12 protein-coding genes are annotated in these 13,355 nt (G+C 40.0%); 1 reads left to right on the top strand and 11 read right to left on the bottom strand.

The features are described from left to right. Window positions 1–4 precede the first annotated feature (4 nt). The 11 genes from ACR65H_RS14215 to ACR65H_RS14165 all read right to left on the bottom strand — a co-directional run bounded on the left by ACR65H_RS14215 (window position 5) and on the right by ACR65H_RS14165 (window position 12,265). Complete coding sequence (locus ACR65H_RS14215; RefSeq protein WP_440501100.1) at window positions 5–2,866, bottom strand: S-layer homology domain-containing protein; 2,862 nt, start codon at window positions 2,864–2,866, stop codon at window positions 5–7. Window positions 2,867–3,101: 235 nt separating this feature from the next. Further along, entirely contained in the window at window positions 3,102–4,115 is a 1,014-nt protein-coding gene (locus tag ACR65H_RS14210) for a YcjF family protein (protein ID WP_440501099.1), read from the bottom strand. A 161-nt stretch (window positions 4,116–4,276) separates the two neighbouring features. Beyond that, window positions 4,277–4,804: a mycothiol transferase gene (locus ACR65H_RS14205; RefSeq protein WP_440501097.1), complete on the bottom strand. Its 528-nt coding sequence runs from the start codon at window positions 4,802–4,804 to the stop codon at window positions 4,277–4,279. After that, a complete protein-coding gene (locus ACR65H_RS14200; protein ID WP_440501096.1) occupies window positions 4,797–5,720 on the bottom strand; it encodes an aminoglycoside phosphotransferase family protein in 924 nt (307 codons plus the stop codon). The genes ACR65H_RS14205 and ACR65H_RS14200 overlap by 8 nt, the downstream gene beginning before the upstream one ends. A gap of 11 nt (window positions 5,721–5,731) precedes the next feature. Beyond that, window positions 5,732–6,226, bottom strand: coding sequence for a GNAT family N-acetyltransferase (locus tag ACR65H_RS14195; protein WP_440501094.1), 495 nt, complete (start codon window positions 6,224–6,226; stop codon window positions 5,732–5,734). A 115-nt stretch (window positions 6,227–6,341) separates the two neighbouring features. Next, a complete protein-coding gene (locus ACR65H_RS14190) occupies window positions 6,342–6,851 on the bottom strand; it encodes a GNAT family N-acetyltransferase (RefSeq protein WP_440501092.1) in 510 nt (169 codons plus the stop codon). Between the two features lie 63 nt (window positions 6,852–6,914). Continuing rightward, complete coding sequence (locus ACR65H_RS14185; RefSeq protein ID WP_440501091.1) at window positions 6,915–7,055, bottom strand: hypothetical protein; 141 nt, start codon at window positions 7,053–7,055, stop codon at window positions 6,915–6,917. 90 nt (window positions 7,056–7,145) lie between these two features. After that, on the bottom strand, window positions 7,146–8,549 hold the full coding sequence (locus tag ACR65H_RS14180) for a SpoVR family protein (protein WP_440501090.1): 1,404 nt from the start codon (window positions 8,547–8,549) through the stop codon (window positions 7,146–7,148). Next, window positions 8,546–9,703 (bottom strand): sporulation protein YhbH, encoded by a 1,158-nt coding sequence (gene yhbH, locus ACR65H_RS14175; protein WP_440501088.1) that lies wholly within the window; start codon window positions 9,701–9,703, stop codon window positions 8,546–8,548. Before yhbH ends, ACR65H_RS14180 begins: the two co-directional genes overlap by 4 nt. 77 nt (window positions 9,704–9,780) lie before the next feature. After that, window positions 9,781–11,676: a PrkA family serine protein kinase gene (locus ACR65H_RS14170; RefSeq protein ID WP_440501087.1), complete on the bottom strand. Its 1,896-nt coding sequence runs from the start codon at window positions 11,674–11,676 to the stop codon at window positions 9,781–9,783. 166 nt (window positions 11,677–11,842) lie between these two features. Then, window positions 11,843–12,265 carry a DUF1801 domain-containing protein gene (locus tag ACR65H_RS14165; protein WP_440501085.1) on the bottom strand — a complete coding sequence of 141 codons (423 nt, stop codon included), beginning with the start codon at window positions 12,263–12,265 and terminating at the stop codon, window positions 11,843–11,845. Window positions 12,266–12,522: 257 nt separating this feature from the next. Between ACR65H_RS14165 and speD the strand changes: the two genes are divergently transcribed. Then, window positions 12,523–13,335 carry an adenosylmethionine decarboxylase gene (speD, locus tag ACR65H_RS14160; RefSeq protein WP_440501083.1) on the top strand — a complete coding sequence of 271 codons (813 nt, stop codon included), beginning with the start codon at window positions 12,523–12,525 and terminating at the stop codon, window positions 13,333–13,335. Window positions 13,336–13,355: the final 20 nt, after the last annotated feature.

Raw genomic sequence — 13,355 nt, 5'->3', positions numbered from 1 at the left:
TCTATTATCTTGCAATAGTGATGTTTGCTGGTACTGCTAGTTTATTTCCAGCAGCATCTTTAATTGTAAGCGTATTTAGAGCTTTCAACTCTAAAACTTTTTCTAGATCAGCGTTGGAAAGGTTGTCTTCTAGTGTGAATGTTACAGTTGTAACACCATTCTCATTTGCAGGAGTTGTTACTGCTGTTTTAGATGCAACAGTAGCTCCGCCAATTAGAAGTTCAAAATCACCAGTTCCTGAAGTAGTCGTAACAGCTTCGCTGAATGTTAAAGTCACTTGGTTTGTTCCTACTAGTGTAGCAGACGTTACTGTTGGAGCTACATTTTCTTTAACAGATACAGTATTTGTAAAGAATGGCTCCATTACTTTAGTTGAACCAAGTGCTTTCACGTTTGCAATGTTGATGTTGCGAGTTCCTGTGAAGTTATTTGAATCTTGCTTCAATGTAAGAACTGCAACTTGCTTACCATTTGCAACAGGATTTAACTTAACTGATTCAACGACTGCACCATCAATTTGATAATTAGCAACAGTCGTCGCAGATGCTCCGTCTACCGCTTTGTCAAATGTGACATATACTTTATTGTTATCATCTGCATCTTGGACAACAGATTCTACACCAACGACTGCATCGCTTGCAGGAGTGTTGTCTTTACCACGAGTAAACGTTACTTTAGCTGTGTCAGCAGTTACGCCTGATTCGCTAGCAACATTTGCAAATGTCAAATCAAGTGTGTATGCTGCGCCTTCAACGTCAAACGTAGTACCAAGGAAAGTATCTAGCTCAACGCGAACGACTTTCTTATTTGAAGCGTCTTTGTAGCTAATTGCCGTAGCAGATAGATCATTAGCAGCAACCGGTGTAGTTACATAGTTTTTAACATATGAACCAACTCCGTCTACCGTAGGAGAATTGCCAAGCTCAACATTCTTATCAAATGTAATTTCAAGATATTCTTTACCGTTTGTTTCATCTGCAACAACTGTGCTGGATGCAACTTTTGGAGCGTTAATATCTTTTACAAAGCTAACAACTCTGCTAACCGAATCACCAGCTTCACCGCTAAGATCTACAAAACCGTTGATAACAACAGTTTTCGCTTCGTCAAGAACAGCAGAAGAAGTTACATTATAAACAGTTGGATCGTTCGCATCTTTTTCAACTTTCGATGCTGCTGTACCGCCGATTGTTACAGTCGGAGCTGTTTGTAATTCCTCAGTGAATTTGATTGCGAAAGATTTAGCGCCAGTTTGAGTAACAGATGTTACAGCTGGTTTCACTCCATCTTTGTCACCTTTTTGGAATGTAACAGTTGTAGGATTTGGTGAGATTAAGTTTCCAGCTTGGTCTTGAGTACCAATGAATGTAGCAATCACATCTTGGTTAGCAGCAACGTCTGAACCTAGAGTGAAAGTTACTTCTTTAGCTCCTGCTTTAAAGTTGTTTGTAACACCTTTTGCAGAACTTGCAACCGCTGAACCATTTGCTAGTTTATAGCTAACATCTCCAAGTGATTTAAGAGGTTCAGAGAAAGTTACTTTGAACGTACTAGCAGAAACTCTTTCAGTATTTACAACTGTTGGAGCAGTTTTATCTGCCGCAATTGTAACCATTTCTTCATATTTAACGATTTGTTTACCGTTGTATGATTTCAAACCGTCAATGACGACATCATAACGTTTAGAGAGAACGTTTTTTGCAGTAATAGTCAATGTTTTACCGTCATTCGACAATTCGCCAGTAAGAGCTCCAGGAGCAACTCCGTCAAGAGAAGTTAACTTAACTGCGTTCGCTTTAAACGTTCCGCCTTTACCATCTTCAAACAAAGTTGCTTTGTCAACTGGGAGGTTGAACTTAACTTCAACTTGTGTAGCGTTAATTCCTTCAACGGAAGCAACTTCGAGGTTTGTCGGCTCTGCTACAACTACTGTAAGTACTAAATCCTCAGCGCTGTTTCCTGCTTCGTCAATTGCGCTGTATGTCACTTTGTATGTTCCATAATTTTTTGTATCGATGGCAGTTAGTCTTTCGCCAGCTTCGTTTGTAATAACAGAAGTGACTTCGATTTTTTCGTCAACGTTGTCAGTTGCAGTTACAACTGGAAGTGTGAATTCTGCACCGTATGCAACGTTAAGAGTTTTTTCGCCAGTGTATACTAGTTTTGGTGCTTCAGTGTCAGCTACTTCTTCTACGTTTACGTTAGAAGTTTTGTAGAGGAATGAAGCGAATTGACCGCGTGTTGTTGTGTTTTTAGGGTTGAATTGCGGTGCAACCGGGTTTGTAATATCGAAGTAGTCTAGTACGTCGATGTATGGACGAGCTTCCGCTTTTGCTTTCGCTAGGTCTGTTACATCTTTGTTGAATTCTTTTTCTTTTACGAGAGTTACTAAATCTGTTTTATGGATAGCGTCATATGCTCTTACAAGAACGATCGCCATGTTTTCACGAGTGATGTCAAGTCCTGCACCGAGTGTGCCATCCGCATAACCGTTAAATACGCCATTGTCTTTTACCAACGCAGCATATTTTAGGAGTTCGTCATTTGATTTAGATGTAAGATCTTTGAAACGTGGGTTTGTCTTGTAATCTGCTGGAACTTCATAGTCTAGTGATACTAGCCATTTACCCATCATTTTTACAACATCAGAACGAGTCAATGTTTTATTCGGTTGGAATGTACCGTCGGGATATCCGCTAATAACTCCTGCTTCTACTAGTGCTTTAATAGCTGGTTCGTGCGTATTCCCTTTCACGTCGGAAAACTCTGCTGCACTAGCTACTGGTGCTACTGCTGTTGCTACCAATGCTGCTGAAGCCGCACCGATCATGAAATTACGATATTTTTTTGGTTGGTTGTTACCCATAAATAAATTTCCTCCTCTGAGATGTACTAATAAGTTGAGAGCAATGCATCCCATATACGTATACCCTCGTCAATCATTATTAATCATATTTTATAAAATTGATAGAGGTATTAACTGGTTATAGTTCCAGTCTACCACTCTATTTCATAATTTAAATAGAAAATAACCGTCTGATTTTTTACGCAAGAAAGCTATAATCCCACAGCTTCAAGTATTCCCTATGACATCTCACATATTATTTTTCCTTTTCTTTTTTATTCCCCTTTTTCAAAAACATTTGATAGATCGGTTTTAATGATTTTGGTGTGAGTTCTATATCATTTTCATGTGCATATTTGATGGCATGTCCTAAAGCGATCGTCATTCCGCCAGCTACACTTGCGCCTGCCACCATGCCTGCACCGGGAACTATCTTTACAAGTTGCCTGAAAACCGTCTTTCCAATATTCCCTACAATTGTCGCGATAATTAATTCTTTCGCGTTATCCTTCGAAATCGGTTTTCCATATAAGGTTGAGAGTTTTAACATAAGACTGACTTGTAAGGCAGTCAAAGGAACGAAATCGGAACCTGGAATCGGAACGGCACCAATTGTCGCTGCGGATGCACCTGCCGCGAGGATCCATCTATTAGCGATTGCAGATTTATCGGCCATGTTTGCCGCCATTAATATATCTTTTTTTTTCGTTTCTAATAATGAAAGCACTTCTTTTTGCAGCAAATCGATATTTTCACCTGTCCTTGAAGAAATCGGCGTGACTGGATATTCGTAACCTGTATGATCCTGCACGTATTTTACGAGGCTTGGAATATCTTCGGCTGCGTCAATTTTATTTAATACTAGAATAAGATCTTTATTCACTTTGGCGATTCTCTTCAGTGATTTCAGCTCAGTTTCCGATAAAACTGTTCCTGCTGCATTTAAAAAGAATAAAATCAAATCTGCCTGTTTATAAAATTTCATCGTTTCATTTGAGTGTTCGCTGTAAATATCATCCAGACCTGGAGTATCGACGAAGATGATTTTATCTTTATATGAAAACTTCTTAATCTCCTGTGTTTCTCCGGGCTTTGCCCCAACCTGTGCCACTTCGTTGCCCATGAGGCGATTAATCGTCGATGATTTGCCAGCGTTCACATCACCGATCATGGCGATTAGAATTTCGCTTTCCAATTGTTCGTTAATTTCGGATGACTTCTCTTCGAAAATCTTGTCAAAGTCCTCATCTGACATCCATTGTCGACTCATTTGGATCACCTTCCTCTTTCATTTAGTAATGATCTCTTCCTATTCATACGGATAGTACTGCAATTAGATTCAATTTCTTATTCATACCCTGTCTGAGATAAAATTAAAAAGCAAAAGAAAAAACCTGCATGTTTTCCATACAGGTTTTAGCATAACGCGTATTATGCTTTTTTCATCATTTTCTTAATCAGGCGGATTTGTCCTCTATGATTCAGTTCGTCTTCGAAGACGTGGAACCATTTGAAAAAGTTGTTGGCAGGCAAGTCATACCAAAATGGTTCTTGTTCGAACAGCCAAGCATCCGGTAGAGACTTGAATTTCTCAATTGTTTCTTTTCTTGTTTCTTCTAATTGATGTAAGTAATAATCAATGGCATGTCCTTTTATCGTTTCCCGAGCATGATCTCCCAAATCTAACCCAGGGTTAAGCCTATCGATATCTTCTTCTGTAAAATCCCGGTTTTCGAATGTTGCTATTTGATAAGCTTTTTCTACTGAAACAAAATGAGCTAAAAGCATGCCAATTGAGTTGCCGTCATCTGCATATAAAAAATCCAATTCATCTACCGACAGATCTTTCACTTCATCAATAGTAGTCGCTCTCGTATAGTCCATCATCGAAACTAGCTTGCCGAATTCTGCGCTTAATCCTTCTTTTTTATCAATAATAAACAACGTTTCCTTATTCATTATGTCTTTCCCCCTTATCTAGTAATTCCTTAAACCATTTCGCACATTGGTATGTGTTTTCCCAATCTGGATCCTTGTCCTCTATTCCCCAGCATGCATACAAAGTTGACATGGAGACTGCTGCTCTCAAAAGCTTTTCGCGATCTAATTGCAATAGTTCACTTATAAGATCGACACGCAACTTCAGCAAAGCTTCAGGATCTGGCTTTGTGAAAAGATGATTAATCATGAATGAAACAACATCTAAATACGGACTTCCAGCAACCCCTTTCGGATCAATTGCAAGCCAGCCTCTATCAGTTGAAAATAATATGTTCTCGTGATGCAAGTCCCCATGCAGCAGCTCGCTTTTCATTGAGATTTGCTGTATTTCATGCAAGTAGCCTGCCGCCATCTCGACCCATTCGTTTGGTAATGGACCATCGTTAGCGTCGTAGTTGCTTTTATATTTTGCAAATGCAGTCGCCCAGCTTAAGACTGTTGGAAAATCGCCTTCAACAGGTAACGGTCGACGGATTTGTTTCCAAACATGGCAAAAGTTTTGAATGACACCTTCTTCATCCGTTTCTGTGCATAGCATCGTTCCGGGCTGAAGCTTTTCGAGCAACATAGCTCCTTGTTCCGCATCAGCTTTTACTAGTTTGGCACACCCTTCTCCGTTGTAGAGCTGCAATGTCCGTATTTCGTTTTCAAAATCGAAGCCCGCCAATCCCATCTTCAATATGTATTGGTCATTGTTTTGATCTATTACGTGAATGACGTAGTTATAAGAAAGGTTCGTGACAGGTTCCTGTAGATTCAGTCCCCAGCTGCTTGCAATATTCGTCACCCTAGATTCCAATGTTTGTAGCCAGTCTCGCCCAGCTGTACCGAAGCAGTTTGTGATTTTTTCTTTAAATGAAATAGGTATGTCCATATGAGTTCCCCTTACAATAATTTTGCCATATAGTATTCGTCGACATACTGACCATTCACGAACAATGAATCCTTTTTGACCCCTTCTTTAATAAAACCCGCCTTTTCATAAAGCACTATTGCAGCAGTATTATTTGACATCACGGTCAATTCAACACGATGAAGTTTGTTCTGAATTGACCAATCGTTTAATGACTTGAAAAGAGCCTTGCCAACTCCTTGCCCACGAAAGGCCTCTGAAATACCAATGACTATATATGCAGAATGCTTATTTCGATTAGCAGTCCCAGCTATCACCATCATATAACCAACCAATGACTCGTCTATTTCCGCAACGAGTATCGTCGATGCATCGGCCCCAAGCGACTCGATACGCTTCTTAAGTTGTTCTGCGGATAACTTCCTTTCACCTGCTTCGTAGAGCATCGTTTGCGATGTTCTCTCCACTTCTCCTATAAGTTGAGATAATTGATTTGCATCATTGATTTGAACTTGTCTAATTATCATTTGAAATACACACCTACACTTTGCTCAATAATAGGTTCAAAATCGCCTTATACACTTCCGGCTGCTTACTATGGATCAAGTCTCCAGCAAACGGCATAGTCGCTACATGTATATTTCATCCACCAATTGTTTCAATTTTGTCCCAGTAATATGCAATCTCCTTAAACTCCTCTCCTCCTATATCAATCCATGTTGTGTCTATAGGAATCCCACCAAGTGATTCGTAAAATGCTTTAGATGGATTGTTTTCTAGAACCCAAACAAGCATGGAGTTAAAGCCTTGCTCTTTCAAGTTTCCCGCAATTTTACGCGTCAATTTTTTACCTATTCCCAAACCTTGTACGTCTTTCAAAAGATAAATTGCGTAAAGTTCTCCATCCGCTTCATATTTACCTGTCCGTTCCTTGCCCCCTGTTGCGAAACCGACAATCTTGCCATTTTCATCTTCAGCAACATATAGCGCATTATGCCTAATGCCTCTGCTCCAATTCTCTGCACGCTGTTCGTACGACAATTGCTGAAGATAACTGTTTGGAACAATATCCTTATAAGTTGTCCTCCAACTGTCCACGTGAACACGGGCAATGCCTTCCGCATCGTCTAGTACGGCTTCTCTTATTTTCATCTTCATCACCTCTTACACTATTATTCTCAGTTTACAGTAAATAGTGAAATAATAGAATTGATTTCAGAAAAGAAATGGAAAGTCAGCTTTTTTCTTGCCCGTTGAACAATTATTGTTCATTTCCTGAGAGATATCGATCATTTCCCATAAGTTATCGATCAATCCAGCAAACTTATCGATCATTTCCCAAATTTTATCGTTCATTTCCCAGGTTTTATTGTCATTTCGTGACCTTCGACCTAACAAAATCTCACAAAAAAAGCGCCACATTGCCAAATCAATGCGGCGGCAGTATTATGCAAATCTTCTATGAACCTTTTTTCCATCATATGAAAACACGACTTGTTTATTATCCACATATGTCTCTAAATGCACGATGCGTCCCCATAACTGATGAATATAAGGGAGGACGTTTTCCAAATACGGCACATCCAACTCCGTCTCTTCAAATTTATGCACTAAGTAAAGCTCACCATTTCGGATGTAATCTCCGTCATGGACAACAATATAAGGGAATCCCCCATTCACACGCTGCGCGATGAGACGGTCTTGTACACTACGATATTCCTTATCCGAAATTTTATAATGGCTTCCTTTTTTCTCGAATATATATAAATCCTCTTTTTGAACGAGCTCCTTCGTCAAATAATTTCGGATGAAGGAAATGTCGGAGTCCATCTCTCTTACTTCAAACATCTTCTCTCTACCGGACCTAGGCATGATTCCGGACTCGAGCATCTCTGCTGTCGGGTCGTCATATCGTCGCTCAATGTCCTCAAATATCTTCAACCCTAAATAGTATGGATTGATGGACGTTCTGGAAGGTTGGATTACGTTTGCGTTTAACTTCGCAAACTCGATCGTTTCATCCGTTGTCAAATCCATTTCCCTTAAAATTCGCTGATGCCAATACGTTGCCCATCCTTCATTCATAATCTTCGTTTCCATCTGCGGCCAAAAATATAGCATTTCCTCACGAATCATCGTTAAAATATCTCTTTGCCATTCTTCCAGTTCACGACTATTCTCCAATATGAAAAGCAATAAATCCTTTTCTGGAGTCGGAGGCGCCTTTTTTCGTTTCACTTCTGTCGGAGGCTTCAATTTCTTATGATCCATTTCCCATAAGTCATCGTATGCTGTCTTCCGGATAACCGGAGCGTTATCTTCCTGCTCCACTTCTTCAACTCCGTGACGCCACCTCACTAAGGAAGGATCGATATGTTCTTGGATGGCAAGCACCGCATCCAGAAAACGTTCAACTTCATCGTTTCCATAAATCATCTCATAATCAGCAATCCGTTCAGCGGTTGCTGTCATGCTTTCGACCATGTCCCGCCTCGTATTTGCGAAGCGGGCGTTATTTTTAAAGAAGTCACAGTGGGCAAGAACATGTGCGATGATCAGCTTGTTTTGAATCAACGTATTGCTTTCTAGCAAAAACGCATAACAAGGATTGGAATTAATAACGAGCTCATATATTTGGCTCAGTCCTAAATCATATTGGAGCTTCATTTTATGAAACTGTTTTCCGAAGCTCCAATGCGAAAATCGTGTGGGCATTCCGTACGCGCCGAATGTATAAATGATATCTGCTGGACAGATTTCATATCGCATCGGATAGAAATCCAATCCAAACCCTTTGGCAATTTCCGTAATTTCTTCTACAGCATATTGAAGGGCCTTGTGCTGCGTCATACGGATCCCTCCAAGCTTTTATGGAAAAACTTTTTCAATGCGTAATAGACATCTTTGTTTTCTTTTAGCACATAATGACGGAATTTCGGATTTTCGATTTTTTGATACGTATTCATAAGAGTGGAATATCGGCTATGCGCATTTACTTCACCGTAGCCGAACATATTTGAAACTTCCATAAGCTCTTCTACTAAAGACATGCATTTCCCATTATCAGACGACATATTTTCCCCATCTGAGAAATGGAACGGATAAATATTATAACGGGATGGACTGTATTTTTTTGTAATGAGTTCAAGCGCTTTTTCATAAGCGGTTGAGCAAATTGTACCCCCGCTTTCACCCTTTGAGAAAAAGTCGGTTTCCGATACAACTTTTGCAATCGTATGATGAGCTATGAATTCAATATCTACTTTTTCATATTTCGTCCGCAAAAACTTCGTCATCCAAAAATAAAAACTTCTTGCCATATATTTCTCAAAAGTGCCCATTGAAGCGCTCGTATCCATCATCATGAGCACGACAGCTTTCGATTGCGGCTTGACGACTTCATCCCACGTTTTAAAACGCAAATCATCATTATAGATCGGCATGATTTCGGCGTTTCCTTCCATTGCATTTCTCTTGAACGCAGCAATGATCGTCCGCTTTTTATCAATATTTCCAATGAGCCCTTTTTTCCGAATGTCATTAAACTGAATATCCTCTTCAATAATTTCTGCTTGTTCCCTTTTTTCAAGATCCGGTAATTCCAGCTCTTTGAATAAAGTATCCTCTATTTCTGCAATCGATACTTCCGCTTCATAATAATCCTGACCCGGCTTATCGCCCGCCTGCTTCCCTTTTCCAGCGCTTTGACTGCCGTCGCTCGCAACGATATCTCCTACTTGACTATCTCCGCCGCCTTGGCCGACATGCTTCGATTTATTGTGGTTGTATCGAATTTTATATTCATCCAATGATCGTATTGGTATTTTTATGACGTCCTTGCCATCTGACATAACAATACTTTCTTCACTGATCAATTCAGGCAAATTATTGTGGATCGCTTTTTTCACTTTATCCAAATGTCGTTTCTGATCCTGATATCCTTTTCGGTGAAGCGACCAGTTTTCCTGGGAGACGACAAAAGATTCGCTCTGCTCTTCATGCATTTCTATTCACCTACTCCAGTCCACTCATTTTTTTATTATATGCAACGACTGGCGGGTATTGATATGGGTGGATTCGATTACCTGTTCAACAAACTGCCGACGTACCGTAACAACTCATTTGCCGAAATAGAATTATAGCCATATTCATCTATGAGCCTTGCGACAACTTCATTGACTTTTTTCAGATGCGTTTCGTCAGGCGTCGTCGATGAAGTAGTAATTTTAACTACATCCTTTAAGTCGGCGAATAGCTTCTTCTGAATTGCCTCACGCAGCCGCTCATGGGATTTGTAATCGAATCGTTTGCCCTTCCTTGCATATGCAGAAATTCGAATAAGAATTTCTTCGCGGAAAGCTCTTTTCGCATTTTCCGAAATACCGATTTGCTCTTCAATGGAGCGCATAAGCTTTTCGTCCGGATTCATCTCTTCACCAGTGAGAGGGTCTTTCAACTTATGCTTATTGCAAAAGGCTTCAACATTATCTAAATAATTGTCCATTAATGTCCTGGCAGATTCTTCATACGAATAGACAAACGCCTTTTGCACTTCTTTCTTCGCAATTTCATCAAATTCCTTACGTGCAATCGAAATATAGTTCAAATACTCTTCTTTATCTTCCTTAGAAATGGATGCATGCTGATCAAGACCTTCCTTCAATGATCGCAGCACATCGAGTGCATTGATTGCATCAACTTCTTTACGGATGATAGCTGAAGAGATCCGATTGATGACGTATCGTGGATCAATGCCGTCCATACCTTCGTTTGGAAATTCCTTTTTCAACTCTTCCAAATCGGCTGAATTGAAGCCTTCCACATTTTCACCATCATATAACCGCATCTTTTTCACAATATCGATTCCTTGCTTTTTCGATATTTTTAAACGTGTCAATACGGAGAAGATAGCTGCAACTCTAAGAGCATGAGGAGCTATATGAATATGGGCCATATCGCTTTCCCGTATCATTTTTTCATATATTTTTTCTTCTTGGCTCACTTTCAAGTTATAAGGGATCGGCATGACTATGATCCTTGAATGTAGGGCCTCATTCTTTTTATTGGAAATGAATGCACGATATTCTGTTTCATTCGTATGTGCAACGATCAATTCATCCGCACTAATTAAGGCAAATCTTCCTGCTTTGAAATTCCCTTCTTGCGTCAACGATAAAAGATGCCATAAGAACTTTTCATCGAGCTTCAGCATTTCCTGGAATTCCATCATTCCTCGGTTCGCCTTGTTCAGCTCGCCGTCGAATCGATAAGCGCGTGGATCAGATTCAGAGCCATATTCGGCAATTGTCGAAAAGTCGATGCTTCCGGTCAGATCCGCAATATCTTGGGATTTCGGATCTGATGGTGTAAATGTTCCAATGCCGACCCGTTTGTCTTCTGAAAAGAAAATCCTTTCAATGAGCACATCCTCAATCCGTCCATCATACTCTTTTTCAAGACGCATTGTATTTAATGGGGATAAGCTTCCTTCAATTCGAATGCCGAATTCTTTGTAGAAATCATCTCGTAAATAATCCGGGATTAAATGCAATGGATCTTCATGCATCGGGCATCCTTTAATCGCATAAACCGCACCTTCATCCGTCTTTGAATATTGTTCTAATCCACGCTTCAACAATGTGACAATTGTCGATTTCCCTCCGCTGACGGGACCCATAAGCAATAATATCCGTTTTCGTACGTCGAGTCGTTTCGCTGCTGGATGAAAGTATTCATTGACAAGCCGCTCGATTGTATCTTCGAGTCCATAAATTTCATTTTCAAAAAAGCGGAATTTTGTATAGCCATTTTCTTTCGTCTCTCCGTGGCTTTTGATCATCTCATATACTCTCGAATGTGCCGTCTGCGCTACTTCTTGACGTTCTTTTAAGATGTCTAAGTATTCGGCGAAGGTACCTTCCCACTTCAACTTGCTTTCTTCTTCACGCAAATGTTCCAACTTGCGCAAAATATCCATTCGTTTCCCTCCATTCAGGGCCTGGTTTCAATCATTGTATGCAAGGAGGCTCTGTAAAATGAGGCTTATAAAAACACAAGCTGTGGTCATTAAAAAGAAAAACCAGCAGAGGAACAAAAAAAGTTCCTCTGCCAGTTTCTTTTAACGAGTAAATGACAACCACAGATCAGTTTTCTGGATATGTTTTTTTAAGAAATATGACTGATTGTTCGATGAGCTCTTGTAGAACTTCGATGTCGACATCGTCCACTTTATTAATGTACACGCACGCTTTTCCTGATGTATGCTTTCCGAATTTGGAAAGGAGTTCTTCACGCTCGGTATCACCCGGAGCGAAATAGAGGCTGATTTTCGCTTTGCGGGGTGAAAAACCGACTAACGGAGCATCCCCCTCGTGACCCGTCTTATAAACATAATGATAAGAGCCGAAACCTATGATGCTCGGTCCCCACATTTTTGCTTCATAACCGGTCGTTTCTGTGAAAATGTCCAGTAACCGATAAGCATCCTCTCTTTTTTTAGGGTTTTCGACGGCTTCGATGAATTCAATAACATTGGCGTCTGTTTCCTTCGTTTTTTGTTCGTACATTTTTCATCCCCCTTCCATGAATCTGAATGATGCAATTACTTGATATTACGGTGAAGTTATACTAACGTTAAAAGCACGATAACTCCTTTATTTACCTACTACTATAGAGGTTGTTATAACGTAGTGCAAAGCGGAAATAATTTATCTTGACTCGGAAGTTTTTTACTCTATAATTAAAATGATTTTCTATACAAACGCGGAGGGTGGCAGTTGCTGCCTGAAGTCTAGACGATAACGAAAAAGGAGGGATATTCAGGTTGGAAAATAAGCTGAAGTTATACGGCTTTAACAACCTCACCAAAACACTTAGCTTTAACATCTATGATGTGAGCTATGCAAAAAGTGAGCGGGAGCAAAAAGACTATATTGCCTATATCGATGAGCAGTACAATTCTGAACGATTGACAAACATTCTTTACCATGTAACTGAAATCATCGGAGCCCATGTGTTGAACGTGAGCAAGCAGGATTATGATCCGCAAGGTGCAAGTGTCACTATCCTTATAACGGAAGAGACGCTGCCAGTCGCGTTGATCGATGAATCTTGCAATCGGGGGGCAATCGACATTTTGAAAACCCGGGATTCGGTTGTAGGTCATTTGGACAAAAGCCATGTAACCGTCCATACGTATCCTGAATATCACCCGGATAATTCGATCGCCACATTCCGTGTCGATATTGAAGTATCTACATGTGGTGAGATTTCCCCTTTGAACGCTTTAGATTATCTTATTGGCAGCTTCGATTCGGATATTATTACGACTGATTACCGTGTACGCGGGTTTACTCGGGATGATAGAGGGAAGAAGTTATTTATGGACCATAAGATGACGTCGATCCAGGATTATATTGATGAAGAGACGTTGCAAAAGTATGATGCCATCGATGTCAATGTATATCAATCCAATATCTTTCATACAAAACTGCTGATTAAAGACATCAATTTACAAAATTACCTTTTCAATACGGATGTATATGAAATTCCTCCGAAAGAAAGGTTATACATTACAAACAATTTACGTAAAGAGATGATTGAAATTTTTAGCGGTTCCAATATATACGAAGAGTGAGAGGACGGTGTTGAACATTC

The sequence above is a fragment of the Sporosarcina sp. SAFN-015 genome (genome assembly GCF_059415085.1).
The sequence above is the reverse complement of the archived record's forward strand: the minus strand, read 5'-3'. Positions and strand labels throughout refer to the sequence as shown.